Annotated in this window: 21 protein-coding genes and 1 pseudogene; 8 read left to right on the top strand and 14 right to left on the bottom strand. The window is 64.5% G+C overall.

The window, feature by feature from the left end; all coding sequences use genetic code 11:
* From BM154_RS21480 to pobA, 11 genes and pseudogenes are all read right to left on the bottom strand, one after another.
* Positions 1-248 (bottom strand): annotated as a pseudogene (locus BM154_RS21480) (C4-dicarboxylate ABC transporter); the annotation flags it as partial.
* A 166-nt stretch (positions 249-414) separates the two neighbouring features.
* On the bottom strand, positions 415-1,410 hold the full coding sequence (dctP, locus tag BM154_RS21475; RefSeq protein ID WP_074889251.1) for a C4-dicarboxylate TRAP substrate-binding protein DctP: 996 nt from the start codon (positions 1,408-1,410) through the stop codon (positions 415-417).
* Between the two features lie 328 nt (positions 1,411-1,738).
* On the bottom strand, positions 1,739-3,124 hold the full coding sequence (locus tag BM154_RS21470; protein ID WP_074889247.1) for a sigma-54-dependent transcriptional regulator: 1,386 nt from the start codon (positions 3,122-3,124) through the stop codon (positions 1,739-1,741).
* Complete coding sequence (locus BM154_RS21465) at positions 3,121-4,938, bottom strand: sensor histidine kinase (protein WP_208609466.1); 1,818 nt, start codon at positions 4,936-4,938, stop codon at positions 3,121-3,123. The genes BM154_RS21470 and BM154_RS21465 overlap by 4 nt, the downstream gene beginning before the upstream one ends.
* Before the next feature lie 113 nt (positions 4,939-5,051).
* Positions 5,052-5,921: a dTDP-4-dehydrorhamnose reductase gene (rfbD, locus tag BM154_RS21460; protein WP_074889245.1), complete on the bottom strand. Its 870-nt coding sequence runs from the start codon at positions 5,919-5,921 to the stop codon at positions 5,052-5,054.
* The gene (gene rfbC / locus BM154_RS21455; RefSeq protein WP_074889242.1) at positions 5,918-6,463 is read right to left on the bottom strand and encodes a dTDP-4-dehydrorhamnose 3,5-epimerase; all 546 of its coding nucleotides are present in this window, start codon (positions 6,461-6,463) and stop codon (positions 5,918-5,920) included. Before rfbC ends, rfbD begins: the two co-directional genes overlap by 4 nt.
* Positions 6,463-7,332, bottom strand: a complete 870-nt coding sequence (gene rfbA / locus BM154_RS21450; RefSeq protein WP_074889241.1) for a glucose-1-phosphate thymidylyltransferase RfbA — start codon at positions 7,330-7,332, stop codon at positions 6,463-6,465. Before rfbA ends, rfbC begins: the two co-directional genes overlap by 1 nt.
* On the bottom strand, positions 7,329-8,396 hold the full coding sequence (rfbB, locus tag BM154_RS21445; RefSeq protein ID WP_074889238.1) for a dTDP-glucose 4,6-dehydratase: 1,068 nt from the start codon (positions 8,394-8,396) through the stop codon (positions 7,329-7,331). Before rfbB ends, rfbA begins: the two co-directional genes overlap by 4 nt.
* 93 nt (positions 8,397-8,489) lie before the next feature.
* Positions 8,490-9,359, bottom strand: a complete 870-nt coding sequence (gene ypfJ, locus BM154_RS21440; RefSeq protein ID WP_074889236.1) for a KPN_02809 family neutral zinc metallopeptidase — start codon at positions 9,357-9,359, stop codon at positions 8,490-8,492.
* Positions 9,360-9,384: 25 nt separating this feature from the next.
* A complete protein-coding gene (locus BM154_RS21435; protein ID WP_074889232.1) occupies positions 9,385-9,819 on the bottom strand; it encodes a DUF411 domain-containing protein in 435 nt (144 codons plus the stop codon).
* Positions 9,820-9,873: 54 nt separating this feature from the next.
* Complete coding sequence (gene pobA, locus BM154_RS21430; RefSeq protein WP_074889276.1) at positions 9,874-11,058, bottom strand: 4-hydroxybenzoate 3-monooxygenase; 1,185 nt, start codon at positions 11,056-11,058, stop codon at positions 9,874-9,876.
* A gap of 139 nt (positions 11,059-11,197) precedes the next feature.
* Here pobA and BM154_RS21425 point away from each other — a divergent pair, with 139 nt between their 5' ends.
* The 4 genes from BM154_RS21425 to BM154_RS21410 are packed head-to-tail and all read left to right on the top strand — an operon-like array spanning position 11,198 to position 13,680.
* Positions 11,198-12,064 (top strand): helix-turn-helix domain-containing protein, encoded by an 867-nt coding sequence (locus BM154_RS21425; protein ID WP_074889229.1) that lies wholly within the window; start codon positions 11,198-11,200, stop codon positions 12,062-12,064.
* A gap of 39 nt (positions 12,065-12,103) precedes the next feature.
* On the top strand, positions 12,104-12,490 hold the full coding sequence (locus BM154_RS21420) for a DUF4345 domain-containing protein (RefSeq protein ID WP_074889226.1): 387 nt from the start codon (positions 12,104-12,106) through the stop codon (positions 12,488-12,490).
* A 31-nt stretch (positions 12,491-12,521) separates the two neighbouring features.
* The gene (locus BM154_RS21415) at positions 12,522-13,229 is read left to right on the top strand and encodes a GntR family transcriptional regulator (protein WP_074889273.1); all 708 of its coding nucleotides are present in this window, start codon (positions 12,522-12,524) and stop codon (positions 13,227-13,229) included.
* Positions 13,222-13,680, top strand: a complete 459-nt coding sequence (locus BM154_RS21410; RefSeq protein WP_074889223.1) for a GNAT family N-acetyltransferase — start codon at positions 13,222-13,224, stop codon at positions 13,678-13,680. The genes BM154_RS21415 and BM154_RS21410 overlap by 8 nt, the downstream gene beginning before the upstream one ends.
* 278 nt (positions 13,681-13,958) lie before the next feature.
* Here BM154_RS21410 and BM154_RS21405 read toward each other — a convergent pair whose 3' ends face one another.
* Positions 13,959-14,906: a PDR/VanB family oxidoreductase gene (locus tag BM154_RS21405; protein ID WP_074889221.1), complete on the bottom strand. Its 948-nt coding sequence runs from the start codon at positions 14,904-14,906 to the stop codon at positions 13,959-13,961.
* 62 nt (positions 14,907-14,968) lie between these two features.
* Positions 14,969-16,033, bottom strand: coding sequence for an aromatic ring-hydroxylating dioxygenase subunit alpha (locus tag BM154_RS21400; protein ID WP_074889218.1), 1,065 nt, complete (start codon positions 16,031-16,033; stop codon positions 14,969-14,971).
* 365 nt (positions 16,034-16,398) lie between these two features.
* Here BM154_RS21400 and BM154_RS21395 point away from each other — a divergent pair, with 365 nt between their 5' ends.
* On the top strand, positions 16,399-17,727 hold the full coding sequence (locus BM154_RS21395; RefSeq protein ID WP_074889215.1) for an MFS transporter: 1,329 nt from the start codon (positions 16,399-16,401) through the stop codon (positions 17,725-17,727).
* Positions 17,728-17,767: 40 nt separating this feature from the next.
* Here BM154_RS21395 and BM154_RS21390 read toward each other — a convergent pair whose 3' ends face one another.
* Positions 17,768-19,069, bottom strand: a complete 1,302-nt coding sequence (locus BM154_RS21390; protein WP_074889212.1) for an OprD family porin — start codon at positions 19,067-19,069, stop codon at positions 17,768-17,770.
* Between BM154_RS21390 and BM154_RS24045 the strand changes: the two genes are divergently transcribed.
* The 3 genes from BM154_RS24045 (at position 19,058) to BM154_RS21380 (ending at position 21,880) form a co-directional block, all read left to right on the top strand.
* Positions 19,058-19,255 (top strand): hypothetical protein, encoded by a 198-nt coding sequence (locus BM154_RS24045; RefSeq protein WP_139225503.1) that lies wholly within the window; start codon positions 19,058-19,060, stop codon positions 19,253-19,255. The genes BM154_RS21390 and BM154_RS24045 overlap by 12 nt on opposite strands.
* Before the next feature lie 144 nt (positions 19,256-19,399).
* Positions 19,400-20,617, top strand: a complete 1,218-nt coding sequence (gene mhpT / locus BM154_RS21385; RefSeq protein ID WP_074889210.1) for a 3-(3-hydroxy-phenyl)propionate transporter MhpT — start codon at positions 19,400-19,402, stop codon at positions 20,615-20,617.
* A 432-nt stretch (positions 20,618-21,049) separates the two neighbouring features.
* Positions 21,050-21,880 (top strand): p-hydroxycinnamoyl CoA hydratase/lyase, encoded by an 831-nt coding sequence (locus BM154_RS21380; protein ID WP_074889207.1) that lies wholly within the window; start codon positions 21,050-21,052, stop codon positions 21,878-21,880.
* Positions 21,881-21,888: the final 8 nt, after the last annotated feature.

Genomic DNA, 21,888 nt, shown 5'->3' with positions numbered 1-21,888 from the left:
ATCAGCCAGCCGAACATGGCCTTGGTCAGGGCCACGCTCCAGGTCATTTCCTGGGCGATGTAGAGGATGCCGTCACCGATGGCGAACATCGCATCGTTGGCGAACGGCAGGGCATCGCCCAGGCTGTAGAAAACACCGTAGAGGTTGTTGAACACCACGTACGAGAAGGTGACCAGGGTCATGCCTGCAAGCAGGAATGCCACCATCACCTCTTCGGCTTGGTTCCAGACACGAGCGACAGCGTGCATGGGTTATCTCCGTGTATGAGAGCGGTCGCGAGGCGACATGAGAGACAGCGGCACCCGGGGCTCGGCAGCGAGGCTGCAGCCAGTAGGTGTCAATGTCGGTATAGCGGGCGGCAACCCCTTTCAGGAGTCGCCGCCGGATGGCCCCAGCGTATGGAGCCGGGCGGCCTCAGTTGGCCTGGTTGGCGGCTTCGGCAGCCTTGATCAGGTCGGCACCGATCTCGCCTTCGAACTTCTTCCACACCGGGCGCATGGCTTCGCGCCACTCTTCACGCTGCTCCGGCGTCAGGGTGACGATCTCGGTGGTGCCGGCATCGAGAATGCGCTGCTTGTCTTTCTGGTTCAGTGCTTCGGCCTGCTTGTTCACCTCGACGGTGACTTCGGCGAGGATCGCGGTCAGTTCGCTGCGGATGTCTTCCGGCAGACCTTCCCAGAACTTGGTGTTGGTGATCACCATGTAGTCCAGCACGCCGTGGTCGGTCTCGGTGATGAACTTCTGCACTTCGTGCATCTTCTGGCTGTAGATGTTCGAGTAGGGGTTCTCGGCACCGTTTACCACGCCGGTCTGCAGGCCTTGGTAGACCTCGGCGAAGCTCATCTTGCGCGGCGCGGCGCGCAGGGCCTTGAACTGCTCGTCGAGTACGGCGGAAGCCTGTACGCGGAATTTCAGGCCGCGGGCATCTTTCGGCTCGACCAGCTTCTTGTTGGCCGACAGCTGCTTCATGCCGTTGTGCCAGTAACCCAGGCCGGTGATGCCTTTGCTTTCCATGCTGGTCAGCAGGGCCTTGCCTTCAGGGCTTTGCTGGAAGCGGTCGACGGCGTTGATGTCATCGAACAGGAAGGGCAGGTCGAAGATCTGGATCTGCTTGGTGTAATGCTCGAACTTGGCCAGCGACGGCGCGATGATCTGTACGTCACCGAGCAGCAGCGCTTCCATTTCCTTGCCATCGCCGAACAGCGAGGAGTTCGGGTAGACCTGCACGGTCACCTTGCCGTCCATGCGCTCGTCGACGAGCTTCTTGAACAGCAGTGCGCCTTGACCTTTGGGGGTGTGCTCGGCAACCACGTGGGCGAATTTGATGGTGATAGGCTCGGCGGCCTGGGCCATCCCGGCGATGCTCAGCGACAGGGCGCAAGCCAGTGCCTTGGCAGTGAATTTGAACATGCGATGCTTCCTCTTGTTGTTGGATATCGTGCTGGGCGCCGAGGCGCAAAACGAGCGAACAAGAGCAAGTCGAGGATTGCCGCTTGAGCGGCAGGATCGGTTGGCAGCGATTGGGCCTGGACTTGTACTTGTTTTTCGCTGATGAGCAGCAGAGCAAGCGTTGTGCCAGGCTGTGTGAGGAATTGGCATGGCAGCTTTGCGTGCGGTGCAAAGCCCCATGGTGTACGGGATGGATGATTGTATCGAAAGAGCCGGCCAGCCCTTGCGGCTGGCAGCATTACGGGCGAACGCTGAAAGCGGCTGCCGAAGTCGGCAGGAATCCGCTTATTTACTCGATGTCGTCTGGCGAGCTTCCGCCAGCATCGGCGAAGTTCAGCCCGTGCTTGCGCAACTTGTCGTGCAGGGTCTTGCGCGGCACACCCAGGGCTTCGGCCAGGCTGCGCAGGGAGTTGTGGTTGCGGGTCAGCTCGGCCGCGATCAGGGCGCGCTCGAAGGCCTCGACCTGCTCGCTGAGGCTGCCGGACAGCGGGGCGTTGTGCAGCGGGCTGTCGACGTTCAGCTCCAGGCCCAGGTCCAGCCCGAGGGCGAAGCGTTCGCCAGCGTTCTGCAGCTCGCGCACGTTGCCCGGCCAGGGATGGCGCAGGAGCATGGCGCGCTGGCCCGGTTGCAGCTCGCGCTGGGGCAGGCCGTGGCGGGCGCTGGCGGTGTTGGCGAAATGCTGGAACAGCACCAGGATGTCCTCGCCACGTTCGCGCAGGGGCGGGATGCGCAGCGGCGCGACGTTGAGACGGTAATACAGGTCGGCGCGGAAGCGGCCCTGGTCGGCGGCGCTGCGCAGGTCTTCCTTGGTGGCGGCGATTACGCGGATATCCAGCGGGATCAGCTGGTTGCCGCCGAGGCGTTCGACCACCCGCTCCTGCAACAGGCGCAGCAGCTTGACCTGCACATCCAGGCTCATGCTCTCGATCTCGTCGAGAAACAGGGTGCCACCGTTGGCGAACTCGAACTTGCCGATACGGCGTTTCTGCGCGCCGGTAAAGGCGCCTGGCTCGTGGCCGAACAGTTCGCTTTCCACCACGGACTCGGCGAGGGCGCCGGCGTTGATCGCCACGAAGGGCCCGTCGCGGCGGCTCGACAGGTCGTGCAGGGCACGGGCCACGACTTCCTTGCCGGCACCGGTTTCACCGAGGATCAGCACATCGGTGCTGATCCCGGCCAGGGAGCCGATCTGTTCACGCAAGCGCTGGATGGCCGACGACTGGCCGATCAGCCGGCCGGACAGTTGCTGGCGGTCGGCCAGGGCCAGGCGCAGGCTGCGGTTGTCCAGTACCAGGCGGCGCAATGCCAGGGCGCGGCGCACGCTCTCGAGCAGGTCTTCGCTGGCGAAGGGTTTCTCCAGGAAATCGTAGGCCCCCGCGCGCATGGCCTGCACGGCCAGGGGCACGTCGCCATGGCCGGTGATCAGCAGTACCGGCAGGTCGGGATCCTGTTCGTGCAACTGCTTGAGCAGCTCCAGGCCATCGACGCCGGGCATGCGGATATCGCTGACCACCACGCCCGGCCAGTCGCGCTCGATGCGTTCGGCCAGGCCCTTGGCATCGGCCAGGGTAGCGACTTTGAGGCCGGCCAGATCCAGGGTCTGGCTGAGGGCCTGGCGCAGGTGCGGGTCGTCGTCGATCAGCAGAACCTGGGTTTGCGCGTCGATGGTGCTCATAGGGTGAAGTCCTCGGGCGGCTGGATATTCACGCCGTTTTCGGCGGTGCGCAGGCGCAGGATCAGGTGCGCGCCGCCTTTAGGGTGGTTGGCGAACAGCAATTCACCGCCCAGGGCGCGCATCAGGGTGTCGCAGATCGCCAGGCCCAGGCCGAGGCCCTGGGCGCTGGTCTTGGTGGTGAAGAAGGGTTCGCGGGCGTGGGCCAGGGCGCTTTGCGAGAAACCCGGGCCATTGTCGCGCAGGTGCAGTTCGAGCACGTCATCCTGCAGCTCGGTGCTGATCCAGATGCGCCGCGGTTGCGGGCGTTCGGCCAGGGCATCGAGGGCGTTGGCCAGCAGATTGCTGAGCACCTGGCGCAGGCGCGTCTCGCCAGCCTGCACCCACAGTGTGGCATCGGGCAGGTCGCGGATCAGCTCCACATCCATGGCCCGCCGGCGCTTGGCCAGCAGCGCCAGAGCGTCGTCGATGGCCGGTTGCAGGGCCACGCTTTCCGGCGCGTGGCGGTCGCGGCGGGCAAAGGCGCGCAGGTGGGCGATGATCGAGGCCATGCGTTCGGTGAGCTGGCTGATCAGCTTGAGGTTGCCGCGGGCGTCTTCGGTGCGCCCGTGGTCGAGCAACACGCCGGCGTTTTCCGCGTAGCTGCGTATCGCCGCAAGTGGCTGGTTGAGTTCGTGGCTGATGCTCGCACTCATGGTGCCCAGGGCGGTGAGCTTGCTGGCCTGGACCAGTTCGTCCTGGGCCTGTACCAGCTCCTGCTGGGCCTGCTCGCGCTCCAGCACTTCCTGCTTGAGGCGACTGTTGAGGCGCTCCAGGTCCTGGGTACGTTCCTGTACGCGCTGCTCCAGTTCCTGGCGAGCACGGGTGCTGAGGGCGATCCGATCGAGGTAGTGGCGGCGGCGTTGCATCAGCAGACCGAGCAGTAGAATCAGCACCAGCAGCGCGCCACCGCCGATGGCCACCACGGTGCGCACCGAACGGTCGAGCACCGCCCGCGGGGCAAGAATGCTCACGCTCCAGCCGGTTTCGTCGAGCACCCGGCTTTGGGTCAGCCAGACTTCGGGATCGAGCTGCAGGGGCGGCGGTGCCTGGGTCGGGTACGGCTGGATGGCGGCGATGGAGGCGCGTTCGGCCTTGTCCAGCGGGCGGCTGGCGTGAAACCGCCAGTCGGGGCGCGAAGTCAGGATCACCACGCCGTTGCCGTCGGTCACCAGCAGCTGTTCCGGGGTATTGCCCCACAGGCTCTCGGTGTGGTCGAGGTCGACCTTGATGACCATCACGCCGATCTTCTGGTTGCCGTCATAGACCGCCGAGGCAAAATAGTAGCCGCGCTTGCCGGAGGTGGTACCGAGGCCGAAGAAGCGTCCCAGGCGGCCGGCCAGGGCTTCCTGGAAATACGGCCGGAAGGCGAAGTTGCCGCGCACGAAGGTGTCCTGCTGGTCCCAGTTGGAGGCGGCCAGGGTTTCGCCTCTGGGGTTCATCAGGTAGATGACGTCGGCACCGGTCTGCTGGCGTACGCGCTTGAGCAGCTGGTTGGCCGCCGCCTGCGCCGTTTCGTCGCCGGGCGTGGCCAGCACGGTACGCAGGCCAGGCAGATCGCCGAGAATCGGCGGGAGCACTTCATAGCGGCGCAGGGTACCCAGCAGGTTGGCGACGTACAGGTCGAGGGTCTGGCGGTTCTGTTCGGTCAGCTCGGTGCGGTAATAGCGTTCGGCGACGTAATGCAGGGGCCATAGCAGCGGCGCCAGCAACAAGGCCAGCAGGGCCAGGCTGCGCCAGCGAGGGCGTTTGGGAATGCTGTTGGGGATCGAGTTCATGAAGTCGGCGCCGGATAGACCGGGGCATTATGACCGCATTAGCTTTCGGCCCGGTAGCCCGCGGCGGGCGCTGCGACAGCTGGGTCGCCGTGCTCAAGCCGGGCGGGCTGGGTTCAACGTGGGCTGTTCAGGCACTGCAACAGGCCGTCGTGCCAGTCCGGCAAGCGTACGCCCCAGTCACGTTCCAGGCGCGTACAGTCCAGGCGCGAGTTGAGCGGGCGCCTGGCGGGCGTCGGGTACTCGGTGGTGGCGATGGGCGTCAGCGCGGCGACGGACTTGCCTTGCGCCAGCAACTGCGCGGCGATGGCTTCGGTAAAGCCGAACCAGGAGGTCTCGCCATGTGCCGTGAAGTGGTAGATGCCCCAGGCTGCGGTTTGCTGATTCTGCCAGCGTTCGATCAACTGCACGGTCGCGGCGGCGATGCTGCCGGCCCAGGTCGGTGCGCCGATCTGGTCGGCCACCACCTTGAGCTGCTCGCGTTCCTGCAACAGGCGCTGCATGGTCAGCAGGAAATTGCGCCCGTGCAGCGAGTACACCCAGCTGGTGCGCAGGATCAGGTGCTTGCCGCCCACCGCGGTGATCGCCTGTTCACCGGCCAGCTTGCTGCGCCCATAGACGCCTAGCGGGTTGGGAACGTCGTCTTCGTCATAAGCGGTCGGCTTGCTGCCGTCGAAGACGTAATCGGTGGAATAGTGGATCAACGGCACGTCGAGCGCTGCGGCCTCTTCGGCGAGTACGCCGGGCGCCAGGGCATTGATCGCAAAGGCGGCCTCCGGCTCGCTCTCGGCGGCATCGACCGCGGTGTGCGCGGCGGCGTTGATGATCAGCTCCGGCTGCAGTCGGCGAATGGCTTCACGCAGGCGCTCGGTGTCGGCAAGATCGAGCTGTTCGCGACCGAGCACGATCAACTCATGGCGGCTGCCGAGCAACAACTGCAACTCACGGCTGACCTGACCGTGCTGACCGAGCAGCAGGATCCTCATGGAAAGACCTCCGCCTCGTCGAAGCTCAGGCCCTGCTGATCCTTGGCCGATAGCCTGGGCGCTTCCTGCAGTGGCCAGTCGATGGCCAGCTTGGGGTCGTCCCAGCGGATGCAACGCTCATGGGCCGGCGCGTAGTAGTCGGTGGTCTTGTACAGGAACTCGGCGAATTCGCTGAGCACCACGAAGCCGTGGGCGAAGCCCTCCGGCACCCACATCTGGCGCTTGTTGTCGGCGCTGAGGTGGGTGCCGACCCACTGGCCAAAGGTCGGTGACTGGCGGCGTAGATCCACGGCGACGTCATACACCTCGCCGGCGGTGACCCGCACCAGCTTGCCCTGGGCCTGCTGCACCTGATAGTGCAGGCCGCGTAGCACGCCGCGTTGCGAGCGCGAGTGGTTGTCCTGGACGAATTCCGGGTTCAGGCCGGTGGCTTCGCTGAAGGCGCGGGCGTTGAAGCTTTCGAAAAAGAAGCCGCGCTCATCACCGAACACCTTGGGTTCGAGGATGAGTACATCGGGGATAGCGGTTTGGATGATGTGCATCAGTTGTCCTCGGCGAGGCTGAACAGGTACTGGCCATAGCCGGTCTTGCCGAACGCCTTGGCCTGGCGCAGCAGGCATTCGCGGTCGATCCAGCCCTGATCGTAGGCGATCTCTTCCAGGCAGGCGACCTTCAGGCCCTGGCGGTGCTCGATGGTTTGCACGTACTGCGAGGCTTCCAGCAGGCTGTCGTGGGTGCCGGTGTCGAGCCAGGCGAAGCCACGGCCGAAGCGCTCGACGCGCAGGTCGCCACGCTGCAGGTAGGCGTTGTTGACGTCGGTGATTTCCAGCTCGCCGCGCTTGGAAGGTTTGACCGCCTTGGCGATCTCGATCACGTCGTTGTCGTAGAAGTACAAGCCGGTAACGGCATAACTGGAGCGCGGCTGCGTCGGTTTTTCCTCGATGGAAATCGCCTGGCCCTGGGCGTCAAACTCCACCACGCCAAAGCGCTCGGGGTCGCGAACCCAGTAACCGAACACCGTGGCGCCCTTGTCCGCGGCGGCTGCACGCAGCAGCTTCTCGGTGAAATGCTGACCGTGGAAGATGTTGTCACCGAGGATCAGGCACACCGAGTCATCGCCGATAAATTGCTCGCCGATGATGAAAGCGCAGGCCAGGCCATCCGGCTCGGGCTGTTCGGCATAGCTCAGTTGCAGGCCGAATTGGCTGCCATCACCGAGCAGCTTCTGGAACTGCGGCAGGTCGTGGGGCGTGGAAATCACCAGGATCTCGCGGATGCCGGCGAGCATCAGCACCGACAGCGGGTAGTAGATCATCGGCTTGTCGTAGATCGGCAGCAGTTGCTTGGACAGGCCCAGGGTGATCGGGTGCAGCCGGGTGCCGGAGCCACCGGCGAGGATGATGCCTTTCATGCTTGTTGCTCCCTGGGGGCGCCGAGCCGTTCGCGCTGATAGCTGCCGTCTTGTACGCGGCGGCACCAGTCGAGGTTGTCCAGGTACCAGCGCACGGTCTTGCGCAGGCCGCTGGGGAAGGTTTCGGCCGGCGTCCAGCCCAGCTCGCGCTCGATCTTGCTGGCGTCGATGGCGTAGCGCAGGTCATGGCCGGGGCGGTCGGTGACGAAGGTGACCTGCTCGCGGTAGGAGCCTGCCGCACGCGGTTGCAGCTCGTCGAGCAGGTCGCAGATGGCATGCACCACTTCGAGGTTCTTCTGCTCGTTGTGGCCGCCGATATTGTAGGTCTCGCCGACCGCGCCGCGGGTCACCACCTGCAGCAGGGCGCGGGCGTGGTCCTCGACGAACAGCCAGTCGCGTACCTGCTGGCCGTTGCCGTACACCGGCAGCGCCTTGCCATCCAGGGCGTTGAGGATCACCAGCGGGATCAGCTTCTCCGGGAAGTGATACGGGCCGTAGTTGTTCGAACAGTTGGTCAGCAGCACCGGCAGGCTATAGGTGCGTTGCCAGGCGCGCACCAGGTGGTCCGAGGCCGCCTTGCTGGCCGAGTAGGGGGAGCTGGGTGCGTAGGGCGTGGTCTCGGTGAACAGGTCGTCGACGCCGTGCAGGTCGCCATACACCTCGTCAGTGGAAATATGGTGGAAGCGAAACGCCTGACGACGTGGCTCGTCCAGCTTCGACCAGTAGGCGCGGGTGGCCTCGAGCAGGGCATAGGTGCCGACGATATTGGTCTGGATGAAGGCCGCCGGGCCATCGATGGAGCGGTCGACATGGGACTCGGCCGCCAGGTGCATGATGGCATCGGGCAGGAAGCTGTGCAGCGCCTCGCTTACCGCAGGCTGGTCGCCGATATCGGCCTGCAGGAAGCGATAGCGCGGGTCGTTCTCGACCTCGCGCAGCGACTCCAGGTTGCCGGCGTAGGTCAGCTTGTCGAGGTTGAGCACCTCATGATCGGTGTCGTTGATCAGGTGACGGATCAGTGCCGAACCGATAAAGCCGGCGCCGCCGGTAACGAGAATGCGCATGTTAAAGGTGCCCAGCCATTAAAAGAGTGAAGTATGCCCGCCCGAGCGCTTTTGCGTACAGCGCTCCAGCCCTGACCAGTCAGGGCTGGCGGCTTACAGCCGTGCGCTGGAAAAGGTGTCGCAGGCGCCTACCTTGCCGGTGTCGAACCCGGTGGTGAACCAGTGCACGCGCTGCGCCGAGGTGCCGTGGGTGAAGGAGTCCGGCACCACGTGGCCGCGGGCCTGTTGCTGCAGACGATCATCGCCGATGGCATTGGCGGCGTTCAGGGCTTCTTCCAGGTCGCCGGGCTCGAGCCAGTCCAGGCGCTGCTGGGCGTGGTGCGCCCAGATGCCGGCCAGGCAGTCGGCCTGCAATTCCTGGCGCACCAGCAGGCCGTTGGCGCCTTCCAGGTTTTCGCCGCGCTGGCGCGCTGCATCGACCTTGGCGGAAACGCCCAGCAGCGTCTGCACATGGTGGCCGACCTCATGGGCGATCACGTAGGCCTGGGCGAAGTCACCGGCCGCCCCATAGCGCTGTTCCAGATCACGAAAGAAGCTCAGGTCCAGATACACCTGCCGGTCGCCCGGGCAGTAGAAGGGGCCGACCGCCGAGCTGGCGAAGCCGCAGGCGGAATTCACCCCGCCGTCGAACAGCACCAGTTTCGGATCCTGATACTGACGGCTATTGGCCTGGAAGATGGTGCGCCAGGTATCTTCGGTATCGCCGAGTACCGCACGCACGAACTCCGACTGCTCGTCGTTGGCAGCGGGGCGATCCGCCTGGGTCGTCGTGTAGCCGCCTGATTGCCCGGTCAGTTGGCCGAGAATCTGCAGCGGGTCCTGGCCCATCAGCAAGCCGACCACCACGACAATGGCGATGCCGCCCAGGCTCAATCCGCGGCCGCCACCAAAGCGCATGCCACCACCGCCGCCGCCGCGGGCGTCCACGACGTTGTCACTGCGGCGAGCTCGTTTCCAGCGCATGGCGATATCCTTTCAAGAGAGCGAGTCAGTTACCCGGATAACTACTGACCACGCTTTCGCCGCCTTGTGCGTCCAATCCAATCACCTGATAGGCATCGCGAATGTTGCCGCGCTCCATGCCCGGCGAGCCGGTGGGCATGCCGGGGGCGGCGATGCCGAGCAAGTCGGGTCGTTCGCGCAGTTTGAGGATATCGGCGGCGGGCACATGGCCTTCGACGAATTTGCCGTCGATCACCCCGGTGTGACAGGAGCCCAGGCGCTCGGGCACGCCGAGGCGCTGCTTGACGGCGTGCATGTCGGTCTCGACATGGTCGTTGACCTGAAAACCGTTGGCCTGCAGGTGGCTGATCCAGCCCTTGCAGCAGCCGCAGTTGGCATCACGGTGCACATCGATGGTCAGCGGCTCGGCGGCCTGGGCAAAGCCGACGACCAGGCCGGCGACAAGAAGCATTGGGCGCATGCTGGAAATCCTCGGTGGGGTTTCGGAAGCATAGCGCCGTCAGCGGGTGTTTATCTATTCGATGGGCTCGTAGGGCAGGCCCACGTAGTTCTCGGCGATGCTGGTGCGGCCTGCCTCGGAGCCCACGAAGTAGTCCAGCTCGGTCTGGCGCATGCGCGCGGTGAAGGCATCGGTATCCGGAAAGTTGTGCAGCAGGCCGGTCATCCACCAGGAGAATCGCTCGGCCTTCCAGATCCGCCGCAGGCAGATCGCCGAGTAGCGCTCCAGCAGGTCGGTGCGGCCTTCGCCGTACACCTTGAGCAGGATGCGGTACAGGGTGCTGACGTCGCTGGCCGCCAGGTTGAGGCCCTTGGCGCCGGTGGGTGGCACGATATGGGCGGCGTCGCCGAGCAGGAACAGCTTGCCGTACTGCATGGGCTCGACCACGAAGCTGCGCAGCGGCGCGATGCTTTTCTCGATGGATGGCCCGGTGACCAGATTGGCCGCCGTCTCGGCTGGCAGGCGCGATTTGAGCTCATCCCAGAAGCGCTCGTCGGACCAGTCCTGCACCTGCTCGTCGAGGCCGACCTGCACGTAATAGCGGGTGCGCGTCGGCGAGCGCATGCTGCACAGGGCGAAGCCGCGCGGGTGGCTGGCGTAGATCAGCTCCTCGGCCACCGGTGGGGTGTCGGCCAGCACGCCGAGCCAGCCGAACGGGTAGACCCGCTCGAACACCTGGAGGGTTTCGGCGGGGATCGATTGCCGGGACACGCCGTGGTAGCCGTCGCAACCGGCGATGTAATCGCAGTCCAGGCGATGGGCCTGGCCGTCCTTCTGGTAGGTGACATGAGGCGCGCCACCCTTGAGGTCGTGCAGCTTTACATCGCTGACCTCGTAGTGGGTCACGCCGCCACTCGCCTCGCGGGCCTCCATCAGGTCGCGGGTGACTTCGGTCTGGCCGTAGATCATCACCCTCTTGCCGCCGGTCAGGCCCTTGAGGTCGATCCGCTCGCGGCGGCCGTCGAAGGCCAGCTCGAAGCCATCGTGCACCAGCCCTTCGCGGTCCATACGCGCACCGACGCCCGCCTCGCGCAGCAGGTCGACCATGCCTTGCTCCAATACACCGGCACGGATGCGGCCGAGCACGTAGTCGGGGCTCTGGCGTTCGAGAATCACGGTATCGATGCCGGCGTTGTGCAGCAGTTGACCGAGCAGCAGGCCGGAGGGGCCGGCCCCGATGATGGCGACGGAGGTCTTCATGGTGTCCTCGATATTGTTGTGTGGACCTTTGTGCTTGTATTTTTGATTGGCGTTATTCGGCGGATAAGGCAAATTCACGTCGTTTACTTGGACTTTCATAAACTCCGTTCGCCTATCGGCCACTTTTCTAGGAGCCGTCATGAATCAGCAGCAGGTCGGCGTACCGGTGTTCAAGTTGTATGGCGATGCCCTGGAGTGGCCAACGCCTGACTTGCTGCACTGCGAGTCGATTCCCAAGCGCAGCCGCCTGCACGACTGGGTGATCGAGCCCCATCGCCATCCGGATCTGCTGCAGCTGCTGTATCTGCGCAGCGGCTGGGCTTTGATCGAGGTGGAGGGCGTGCAGTCGCGCATCGACGACGCGGCGCTGCAGGTGCTGCCGCCCTTGTGCGTGCACGGTTTCCAGTTTTCCGATGACGTGGACGGCTACGTGCTGACCTTGGCGGCGCCGCTGGTGGCGCAACTGGAAGCCCATCTCGGTGCCCAGCACCCGGTGTTCAGCGCACCGGCGCTGTACCCGGTGGGCGATGACCAGGGCTATCTGGATACCCTGTTCGATGCCATCGACCGCGAGTACGGGCAAAGCGCACCGGCCCGCAACCTGCTGTTGCAGTCGCTGGTCGGCGTGCTTGCCGTCTGGCTGGGCCGCCAGGTGCTGGTGCGCCAGGCCGCCGACCGGCCGGTGCGCGGCGAGCAGCATCTGGCCGCGTTCAATCGCCTGGTGGAGCAGCATTTTCGCGAGCAACTGTCGGTCGAGGAGTACGCCCGGCGTCTGGGCATCACCACCGCCCACCTCAACACCATGACCCGTCGCTACGCCGGGCAGAGCGCTCAGGCGCTGGTGCACCAGCGCCAGTTGCTGGAGGCCAAGCGCCTGCTGGTGTATTCGTCGATGACCCTCAGCCAGATCGCCGATGCGCTGCAGTTTTCCGAACCGGCGTATTTCTCGCGTTTCTTCAAACGCCTGACCGGCCAGACGCCCAGTGCCTTTCGGCAGCAGCGCTGAGTGGCCTATGCTGCGCCCACGTGTCCGGAGGACTGCGCCATGCCCGTTGCTCGTCTGTTTCTCGTTGTGCAATTGCTGTTGCTCGCCGGCTTCGGCGGCGCTTACTTTCTGTGGCCCCAGGAAATGGGGGCGGTCAGCGGCATGCTGCTGATGGAGTCGTCTGCGGTCACCGATGTGCGCGCCTACTACGGCGCTCTGTCGATTGGCCTGGCAGTGTTTCTCGGCCTGTGCCTGTGGTTGCCCGAGCTGACCCGACCGGCGCTGATCCTGCTGCTGGTGCTCTATGCCAGCCTGGCGCTGGGGCGCATCGTCGGGTTGTGGCTCGATGGCGGCGCGCAGCAGACCTTCAACCTGTGGGCCATCCTCTTCGAGGTGGTGTCCGCGGGGCTTGCCGGTTGGGCGCTGCGCCGCGGGCCAGCGGTATGATTGGGCGCTTCAGCAAGGCGACGAGGACATGATGTACAAATCCGGACAGCGGGTGTTGGCCGCCTTGCGGCAGATGATCGCTTCGGGCGAGCTGGCGGCCGGCGAGCGTATCGCCGAGATTCCTACCGCCGAGCGGCTGCAGGTCTCACGTACGCCGATCCGCATCGCCTTTCGTACCCTCGAACAGGAAGGCTTGCTATGCAAGGCGCCTGGCCGTGGCTACACGGTGCGGGCGGTGACCGACGAGGATATCGCCGGGGCCGTGGAGGTGCGTGGCGTGCTGGAGGGGCTGGCCGCGCGCCAGGCCGCCGAGCGAGGGCTATCCGATGCGATCCGCAGCCGGCTGCATGCCTGCCTGGTTGAAGGCGATCGGCTGTTCGACAAGGGCCATGTGGTGATGGAGGAGCTGGAGATCTACCACGACCTCAACAAGCGCTTTCACCAGGCGATCATCGAGGCCAGCGGCAACAGTGCCATTGCCGTGGCGCTGTCGCGCAACGATCACCTGCCATTCGCCTCGGTCAGCTCCCTGGCCGTGGACGGCAATGACATGGCGCGCGAGTACCGGCGCTTCAGCTTTGCCCACATGCAGCATCACGCCGTTTACGACGCCTTGATCAACGGCCAGGGCGCCCGTGCCGAAGGCATCATGCGCGAGCACGCCAATGCCACCCTGCGCTATGCCCGAGCCATGCAGGGGGGCGGCGAGGCGGCGATGACCGTATTGCGCAATGGCTGAGGCGCAGATTCGTCGCGCACTCGACAGCGATGCCGAGGCGATCAGCCAGCTTATCGTGCAGACCCTGCGGCTCAGTAATGCGCAGGATTACCCACCTGCAGTGATCGATCGGGTAGTGGCCAACTTCGACGCCGCTGGCGTGCGTGGGCTGATGGCCTCTCGGCAGGTGTTCGTGGCGCTCGACGGCGCACGCGTGGTCGGCACCGCGAGCCTGGCGGGCGATGTGGTCAGGTCGGTGTTCGTGCTGCCCGAGAGGCAGGGGCGCGGCGTTGGCAAGGCGCTGATGAGGCATGTCGAAGGTGTGGCCCGTGCCGCTGGCGTGGGGCAATTGCGGGTGCCTGCCTCGCTGACGGCGGTGCCGTTCTATAGCGCGCTTGGTTATGCCGTGGTGCGTGAAGTTGTCGACGGTGATGAGCGCACCTTTGTCATGGCGCGTGAGCTCTGCAGCTGAATCGATCTTGGGTGGGGGGTGATTTGTGGGGGTAACTTGCGAGCGCGCCATGCTCGAGATTTTTCGCGCGCATGGCGCGCTCCCACATTATTTGCGTAAGCCGCGCGATGTCTTTCGCATCTGACATCTGAAACCGGCCGGGCAGCTGTAAAGAGCGGCGTTTAAGTCACTCAAACCCCTTTAATGGAAACAAAGCCTGTGGGAGCGGGCGGGGGCGCCCAGTCCATGCCCGCGATTTTTCGCGCGCATGGCGCGCTCCCACAGTTATCCGGGTGTATTCAGATATCCAACACCAGCCGCGCACTTTTCGCCCTTGAACAGCAGGGCGTGAATTGATCATTGGCGGCCTGTTCATCCTCGGTGAGAAACAGGTCGCGGTGGTCCGGTTCGCCCTCCAGCACGCGGGTCAGGCAGGTACCGCAGATGCCTTGCTCGCAGGACACCGGAATTTCCACGCCGATGTCGCGCAGCACTTCCACTACGCTGATGCCGTCCGGTACCTGCAGCACCTCGCCGCTGCTGGCCAGCTGAATCTCGAAGCCGGTTTTCGGCTGGTCGTCGGTCTCGGCGCTGAAGTACTCGCGGTGCAGGTTGTCGTTCGCCCAGCCCAGGTCGCGGGCGCTGCCCAGCACATGTTCCATGAACCCGCCGGGGCCGCACACGTAGAGGTGGGTGTGCGGGTCCGCCGGGCCGATCAGCGCGGCGGTGTCCGGGCGCTTGCCTGGCTCGCCGTTATCGAAGTGCAGGTGCACGCGGTCGGCGAACGGCGACTGGCGCAAACGCTCGATGAACGCCGCCTGCTGCGCCGAACGGGCGAAATAGTGCAGGGTGAAATCGCCACCGGTGTGGCTCAGGCGCTCGGCCATGCACAGGATCGGCGTGATGCCGATGCCGCCGGCCATCAGCAGGTGGCGCTTGGCGTCGTGCTGCAGGGGGAACAGGTTGCGCGGCTCGCTGATGCGCAGCCTGACGCCCTGCTGCAGACCGTGCATGGCGATGGAGCCACCGCGCGAGTCGGCGTTGCGCAGTACGGCGATCTGGTAACGGTGCCGCTCCTCGGGGTGGTTGCACAGCGAGTATTGGCGGATCAGCCCATCCGGCAGGTGCACATCGATATGCGCACCGGCGCTGAAGGCGGGCAGGGGTTCGCCATCTTCGCGGGCCAGCTCGAAGCCGAGAATGTCCTGGGCCTGCTGCTCGATGGATGTGACGATGACGTCGATCATGGTGGCGCTCTCGTAAAAGGCTTGCGCTCGCTGCACGGGCGGCGAGCGGTGCAGTCGATGAATCAGCCGACCTGGCGGACGTCGATTTTCTGGGCGGCGAGGGCCTGCTCTTCGTTGATCAGGCGGTCGATGATCCGTCGTGACTGCACGCCGCCAGCGTCGATATTGAGCTTGAGCAACTGACGTTCGGGCTGCCAGAGCAGGTTGCGCTGCTGGCGCTCGAGCATCTCCAGGTCTTCACTGAAGATCTTGCCCTGGCCTTCACGGATGCTGTCGGTCAGCGCCTGGTCCTCGGGCTTGAAGCTGCGCGCCATGCCCCAGAAGTACCAGATCGAGGTCTCGCTTTCCGGGGTGATGAAGTCGACCACGATGCTCGCCGCCTTGGCATCGGCCGGCGCCTCGTAGCCGCCATGGCCGGCGTGGGCCACGCCGACTTCGATCATCACGTGGCTGGGCGGGTTGAAGCGGCAGATCTGCCAGCGATCCACCGGCACGTCGTCGGCCAGGCCGTTGCCGCGTAGCGCCATGCGCCAGAAGGGCGGGGCCATGATGTTTTCCATATGCCGGCTGGTGATCACCTCGTCGCCTTCGACCTTGGTGACCGGCGGCGCTTCGTCGATTTCCTTCTGGCCGATGCTCGAGGCATGCACGTAGGTCTCGTGGGTCAGGTCCATCAGGTTGTCGATCATCAGGCGGTAATCGCAGTTGATATGAAACAGACCGCCGCCGTAGGCCCATTCGGGGTTTTCCGCCCATTCCAGGTGGTGGATGGTGGCGGGGTCGGCCAGCGCCTGATCGCCCGTCCATACCCAGATGAAGCCATAGCGCTCCACCGCCGCGAAGGCGCGGATGCCCGGGAAGCCACGCACGCGCTGACCCGGCATGGCCACGGTCTTGCCTTCGCAGCCCATCTCCAGGCCGTGGTAGCCACAGATCAGGTTGCCGTTCTCGACATAACCGAGCGACAGCGGCGCGCCGCGGTGTGGGCAGAAGTCCTCGAGGGCTACCACCTGCCCTTCTGCGCCGCGATAGAAGACGATCTTTTCCCCGCAGATCTGCCGGCCCAGAGGCTTCTCGGCGATCTCGTCGGGTGTGCAGGCTACATACCAGGCATTTTTCGGGTACATGACGACCTCGGTTATTGTTGGTGTTATTGGATCCAATGGTTGATTTTTAATCAGCCTAATGTCAATGCCTGAACGGGAAAATAGTTAACAAAATAAACTGTCCGATCAGCGAACGGATTCTTCATGGTGTTCTTATCGCCAGAGGCCTGGCGCGGCGCCACCTTGGCGCAATGGAGCGGCGCCTGTGGCTTTGCCGCTTCGGTTGCGCGGATTGAATATTGGATCCACTTCTGCAAGCTTGGCAGCGGCTTTTCCCATAAAAACAATTCAGGATCTGCACCGATGAACCTTCGCTTAGCTCAGTCAGTTGCCGAGTGCGGCAGCCCGCTCTCGTTTCCTTCAGTTACTGCGGCGGGAGGTGGGCGATGAGCGATCTGCGCCAAGTCGTCGACCAGGGGCCGATGCGCGGCTTTCAATGGGTCGCCATCGCCGTTTGCGTCGTGCTGAACATGATCGACGGCTTCGATGTGCTGGTGATGGCCTTCACTGCCTCGTCGGTGGCCGCCGACTGGTCGCTGGGCGGCGCGCAACTGGGCATGTTGCTCAGTGCCGGGCTGCTCGGCATGGCGGCCGGCTCGCTGTTCATCGCACCCTGGGCCGACCGCATCGGCCGACGCCCGTTGATCCTGCTGTGCCTGGTGATTTCCGGTGGCGGCATGCTGCTCTCGGCACTCAGCCAGACGCCCACTCAGCTGGCGCTGTTGCGCGGCCTGACCGGGCTGGGTATCGGCGGCATTCTGGCCAGCAGCAACGTGATCGCCAGCGAATACGCCAGCAAGCGCTGGCGAGGCCTGGCGGTCAGCCTGCAATCCACCGGCTACGCTCTGGGCGCCACCTTCGGCGGCCTGTTGGCCGTGTGGTTGCTGTCGCACTGGGGCTGGCGCTCGGTGTTCTTCGCCGGCGGGCTGATGACCTTCGCCGCCATCGTGCCGGTGCTGCTGTGGTTGCCCGAGTCCCTGGATTTCCTGCTCTCCAGGCAGCCGGCCAAGGCGCTGGAGCGGGTCAACCGCCTGGCCGCCAAGCTGGATCGGCCGAGCCTGGCCACGCTGCCGGCATTGCCGGTCGGTGGCCACGCCAACAGTGGCGCCTTCGCGCGGTTGTTCGATGCCGAGCAACGGCGCAGCACGCTGCTGATCTGGGTACTGTTCTTCCTGGTGATGTTCGGCTTCTACTTCATCATGAGCTGGACGCCCAAGCTGCTCACCCAGTCCGGCCTGTCGGTGCAGCAGGGCGTCACCGGTGGAGTGCTGCTGAGCATCGGCGGCATCTTCGGCGCGACCTTGCTGGGCTTGTTGTCAGCGCGCTTTTCCCTGGCGCGGGTGCTGGCCGGCTTCATGCTGATCACCGCCGTGCTGCTGGTGGTGTTCACCAGTCTCGGTTCATCGTTCAGCGCGGCACTGGGTATGGGCCTGCTGATCGGGCTGTTCTCCAATGGCTGCGTCGCCGGGCTGTATGCGCTGTCGCCGCTGATTTACGGCGCGTCGGTGCGGGCTACCGGGGTGGGCTGGGCGATTGGTATCGGGCGTGGCGGGGCGATTCTGTCGCCGACCGTGGCCGGTTTGATGCTCGATGACGGCTGGCAGCCGCTGCAGCTGTATACCTGGTTCGCCCTGGTGTTCGTCGCCGCAGCAGTGCTGTTGTTGACCTTGCTGCCGGCGCAGAAGCCGCAGCAGATGACGCCGGCTCAGGCCTGAAGCGACAAGGGCGCGAGGCGCGTGCCTCGCGCCCGCTCCTTCACCAGAGCGCCAGGGTGTAGTCGATATGCAGGCGGGTCTGGTTCTCGTCGCGGAAGGCTGCGCCGGCGGCGAAGTCATTGCGGTAGATCGAATGCCGGGCCTTCAGCCCGACGCCCTTGAACGTGCCGCTCTGGATCACGTAGCCGATCTCCATCTGCAGTTCACGCTCCTTGAGGTCGGCGCCGCCCAGGGTCGGCAGCTCGATGTTGTCGCCACGCAGGTAACGCAGGCGCGTCTTCAGGCCGGGCACGCCGGCAGCGGCGAAGTCGTAATCGTAGATCGCCTGCCAGGTACGCTCCTTGGGATTGATGAAGTCCGAGCTCATGGCCATTTCGCTGATCACCATCGACTCGGTGCCCGAGATGTACGGCTTGGCCGTGTCGCCGCTCTGGTGCATGTAGCCCAGGGTGAAACGATGGCCGTCGAGGCCGTAGGCGAGCTGCGCGGCGAGGTTGCGGTTATCCACCTTGCCGGCCTTGGCGCTGCCATCCTCGTTGCTGATAAAGGCGCGCAGGTCGGTGCTCAGCACGCCAGGGCCGACCGGCAGCTCGTGCAGCAGGCCGAGGTATTCCTGGCGGTACAGATCGGCGACCGTGGTGTGGTAGGCGCGCAGCTTCAGGCCCTTGCCGAGCTGATAGTCGCCACCGAAGAAGGCCGCGTGGGAGCTTTCCGCCGTCGGGTTGAAGCGTCGGTTCGGCGAGGCCACCGTCATCGCCTGGTAGTTGCTGGAGTCGCGGCGATTGATGCGGTCGAGATAACCCGCATTCAGGGTCAGGTCCTCGATATCGGCGGACTGCAGATAGGCACCGCGAAAACTCTGCGGCAGCAGCCGCGCCGGGCTGGCGACGATGGAGGGCAGGAACGGCGAAACATCGCCGACCTTCAGAACGCTCTTGCCAGCGCGGATCTTGGCGGTCGGCGCCAGGCGCGAATATTCATCGGCGGCCCGCCCGCTGCTGGCGGACACCGGCAGCAGTTCAGTGCCGCTGCGCCCGGGGGAGGAGTCCAGCTTGACGCCCAGCAGGCCAGTGACGTCGAGGCCAAAGCCGACATCGCCCGGCGTGTAGCCCGATTCCATCTTGAGGATGAAACCCTGGGCCCATTCGCGGGCCGCCGATTTGGCGCCGTCGTCCTTGTAGTCGCGGTCCATGTAGTAGTTGCGGGTGGTCAGCTTGGCGCTGCTGTCTTCCACGAAACCGTCGGCCAGGGCATGGCCGGCCAGCAGGCCGGGAGCCAGCAACAGGCCGGCCAATGAGCTGCGGCGAAAGAGAATGGAATCGAGCGCCCGATGGGTGTGCATGTCATTGTCCTTTTTATTGTTGTTCTTCGCCCACCGATGGGGGCGGTGGATGCAGCGCTATCAGCGTTGCAGTGGGGCGAGAATGGAAAGGCAATGGCAGGTGGTCAATGTGCTCTGTTCGATAATCGAACGTTAAAATTATTAATTATTTTTAAAGTTAATAAAGATCTTCGGTTAAGTGATTGATGCCATTCGATTAATGCCAGATTCACTCGTCGAAGCGAATTACTTTCGTTATCCATTATCTTTGTTAATCTTTTTTCAGACTTCGCGGCCTTTCCTTTCGGTGCACCGCGAGCGACTAAAACAACAATAAAATCGAGGGTTCCCATGGATACGTCATCGCGTCGTTCGACGCTGACCGTCACGCTGTGTTTCATCGTCGCGCTCATCGAAGGCCTGGACCTGCAATCGGCGGGCATCGCCGCCGCGGGGATTCGCCAGGCGTTCGAGCTGGATCAGAAAATGATGGGCTGGATGTTCAGCGCCAGTATCATCGGCCTGCTGCCCGGGGCGTTCTTCGGCGGCTGGCTGGCCGACCGAATCGGCCGCAAGCGCGTACTGATCGGCGCGGTGATTCTGTTCGGCATCTTTTCCCTGTGGACGGCCTATGTATCCAGCGTCAATGGCCTGCTGCTGGCGCGCCTGATGACCGGCCTGGGTCTCGGTGCCGCCTTGCCGAATCTGATCGCCCTGTGCGCCGAGGCCGTCGAGGAACGCCGCCGCGGCACGGCCATCAGCATCATGTATTGCGGGGTGCCACTGGGCGGCGCCATCGCGGCAGTGGTGGGCATGCTCGGTGGCGAAAGCTGGCAGACGGTGTTTATCGTCGGTGGCGTGGCGCCGCTGCTGGTCGCGCCTCTGCTGATCTTCGCGCTGCCTGAATCGCGGGACTTCCGCGAGCAGCATCAGGGTGCTGCGCCAGTGCGTGAATCCACCGTGCAGGCGTTGTTCGGTGGCGGTCGTGCGGGCGCCACGCTGGCGCTGTGGGTCAGCTATTTCTTTACCCTCACGGTGATGTACATGCTGCTCAACTGGCTGCCGTCGCTGCTCCTCGAGCAGGGTTTCAGCAAGCCCCAGGCCGGCACCATTCAGATGCTGTTCAACATCGGTGGCGCCATCGGCTCGCTGCTTGGCGGGCTGCTGCTGGATCGTCGCGGGCGCACCGGGGTGGTGCTGTTCGCCTATGGCGGTGTGCTGGCCTCGCTGGCCGGCCTGGGGTTCGCCTCGGGCATGCTGGCCATGGCGATTGCCGGTTTTGCGGCTGGCTTGTTCATCATCGCCGCTCAGTTGGTGCTCTATGCATTGGCACCGCCGGCCTATCCGACCTCGGTGCGCGCCACTGGTGTGGGCGCTGCCGTGGCCGTGGGGCGCCTGGGTTCGGTATCCGGCCCGCTGGCAGCCGGGCAGATTCTCGCCGCGGGCGCCGGCACCGCAGGCGTGTTGCTGGCGGCATCGCCAGGCCTGGTGATCGCTGCGCTGGTGGTGCTCGGCATGAGCCGCCGGCGTGCTGCTGAAGCACCGGCCACCTCGACGACGTCGCACTGACGGAGGCGGGCGCATGAGAGACGGTGCGGCGGCCTTGCGCCGTCGCACTTGCCTGCGCACTTTTCTGCAGGCAATAAAAAACCCGCCGAAGCGGGCTTTTACTGACCAATGCCAACATCCTGTCGGCTGCCATCCTAGCTATGGTCACGTCATCCATGACCCTGAGCACGTCCTGTGCTGCAGGTATGGGCATAGATTACGGCCCCGGCCGGGGTGTCACCAGAGCGAACCGGCGCGCCGTCGTGTAAGCCTTTGGCTATAGCGAAACGGCAGCGTGAACTGTTCGAGGGTTTTCGGCCCCTCGAGCGAGAGGCTTTCAAGCGCATATGTCCGAATTCGGCACAGATGGTGATTTTGATTAATAGTTAATTGACATAACTATTTTTCAGGATTAGCTTCTGTTCATCGACAACCAAAACAAGAGCACCCCCCATGAGCAAGTACGAAGGCCGCTGGCAAACCGTGAAAGTCGATGTCGACGAGGGCATCGCCTGGGTCACTCTCAACCGTCCGGAAAAACGCAACGCCATGAGCCCGACCCTCAATCGTGAGATGGTCGATGTTCTCGAGGTGCTGGAGCAGGACGCCGAGGCTCGCGTACTGGTGCTGACCGGTGCTGGCGAGTCCTGGACCGCAGGCATGGACCTCAAGGAATACTTCCGCGAAGTGGACGCCGGCCCGGAAATTCTTCAGGAGAAGATCCGCCGTGAAGCCTCGCAGTGGCAGTGGAAACTGCTGCGCATGTACGCCAAGCCGACCATCGCCATGGTCAACGGCTGGTGCTTCGGTGGCGGCTTCAGCCCGCTGGTGGCCTGTGACCTGGCGATCTGCGCCGACGAGGCGACCTTCGGCCTCTCGGAAATCAACTGGGGCATCCCGCCGGGCAACCTGGTCAGCAAGGCCATGGCCGACACCGTGGGCCACCGCCAGTCGCTGTACTACATCATGACCGGCAAGACCTTCGACGGTAAGAAAGCCGCCGAGATGGGCCTGGTCAACGAAAGCGTGCCGCTGGCGCAGCTGCGCGAGACTACCCTGGAGCTGGCGCGCAACCTGCTGGAAAAGAACCCGGTGGTGCTGCGTGCCGCCAAGCATGGCTTCAAGCGTTGCCGCGAACTGACCTGGGAGCAGAACGAGGATTACCTGTACGCCAAGCTCGACCAGTCGCGCCTGCTGGATGAAGAGGGTGGTCGCGAGCAGGGCATGAAGCAGTTCCTCGACGACAAGACCATCAAGCCCGGCCTGCAGGCCTACAAGCGCTGATCGCCCGG

It is taken from the genome of Phytopseudomonas argentinensis (genome assembly GCF_900113905.1).
Lineage (GTDB): Bacteria > Pseudomonadota > Gammaproteobacteria > Pseudomonadales > Pseudomonadaceae > Aquipseudomonas > Aquipseudomonas argentinensis.
The sequence above is the reverse complement of the archived record's forward strand: the minus strand, read 5'-3'. Positions and strand labels throughout refer to the sequence as shown.

Coding starts and splice junctions, on each gene's coding strand:
- BM154_RS21410 (WP_074889223.1), top strand. CDS start 13,222: ATGGCTGAGGCGCAGATTCGTCGCGCACTCGACAGCGATGCCGAGGCG.
- rfbD (WP_074889245.1), bottom strand. CDS start 5,921: ATGAGGATCCTGCTGCTCGGTCAGCACGGTCAGGTCAGCCGTGAGTTG.
- mhpT (WP_074889210.1), top strand. CDS start 19,400: ATGGATACGTCATCGCGTCGTTCGACGCTGACCGTCACGCTGTGTTTC.
- BM154_RS21420 (WP_074889226.1), top strand. CDS start 12,104: ATGCCCGTTGCTCGTCTGTTTCTCGTTGTGCAATTGCTGTTGCTCGCC.
- BM154_RS21435 (WP_074889232.1), bottom strand. CDS start 9,819: ATGCGCCCAATGCTTCTTGTCGCCGGCCTGGTCGTCGGCTTTGCCCAG.
- dctP (WP_074889251.1), bottom strand. CDS start 1,410: ATGTTCAAATTCACTGCCAAGGCACTGGCTTGCGCCCTGTCGCTGAGC.
- BM154_RS21390 (WP_074889212.1), bottom strand. CDS start 19,069: ATGCACACCCATCGGGCGCTCGATTCCATTCTCTTTCGCCGCAGCTCA.
- BM154_RS21425 (WP_074889229.1), top strand. CDS start 11,198: ATGAATCAGCAGCAGGTCGGCGTACCGGTGTTCAAGTTGTATGGCGAT.
- BM154_RS21405 (WP_074889221.1), bottom strand. CDS start 14,906: ATGATCGACGTCATCGTCACATCCATCGAGCAGCAGGCCCAGGACATT.
- pobA (WP_074889276.1), bottom strand. CDS start 11,058: ATGAAGACCTCCGTCGCCATCATCGGGGCCGGCCCCTCCGGCCTGCTG.
- BM154_RS21400 (WP_074889218.1), bottom strand. CDS start 16,033: ATGTACCCGAAAAATGCCTGGTATGTAGCCTGCACACCCGACGAGATC.
- ypfJ (WP_074889236.1), bottom strand. CDS start 9,359: ATGCGCTGGAAACGAGCTCGCCGCAGTGACAACGTCGTGGACGCCCGC.
- BM154_RS21415 (WP_074889273.1), top strand. CDS start 12,522: ATGTACAAATCCGGACAGCGGGTGTTGGCCGCCTTGCGGCAGATGATC.
- BM154_RS21380 (WP_074889207.1), top strand. CDS start 21,050: ATGAGCAAGTACGAAGGCCGCTGGCAAACCGTGAAAGTCGATGTCGAC.
- rfbB (WP_074889238.1), bottom strand. CDS start 8,396: ATGCGCATTCTCGTTACCGGCGGCGCCGGCTTTATCGGTTCGGCACTG.
- BM154_RS21470 (WP_074889247.1), bottom strand. CDS start 3,124: ATGAGCACCATCGACGCGCAAACCCAGGTTCTGCTGATCGACGACGAC.
- BM154_RS24045 (WP_139225503.1), top strand. CDS start 19,058: ATGGGTGTGCATGTCATTGTCCTTTTTATTGTTGTTCTTCGCCCACCG.
- BM154_RS21465 (WP_208609466.1), bottom strand. CDS start 4,938: ATGAACTCGATCCCCAACAGCATTCCCAAACGCCCTCGCTGGCGCAGC.
- BM154_RS21395 (WP_074889215.1), top strand. CDS start 16,399: ATGAGCGATCTGCGCCAAGTCGTCGACCAGGGGCCGATGCGCGGCTTT.
- rfbC (WP_074889242.1), bottom strand. CDS start 6,463: ATGCACATCATCCAAACCGCTATCCCCGATGTACTCATCCTCGAACCC.
- rfbA (WP_074889241.1), bottom strand. CDS start 7,332: ATGAAAGGCATCATCCTCGCCGGTGGCTCCGGCACCCGGCTGCACCCG.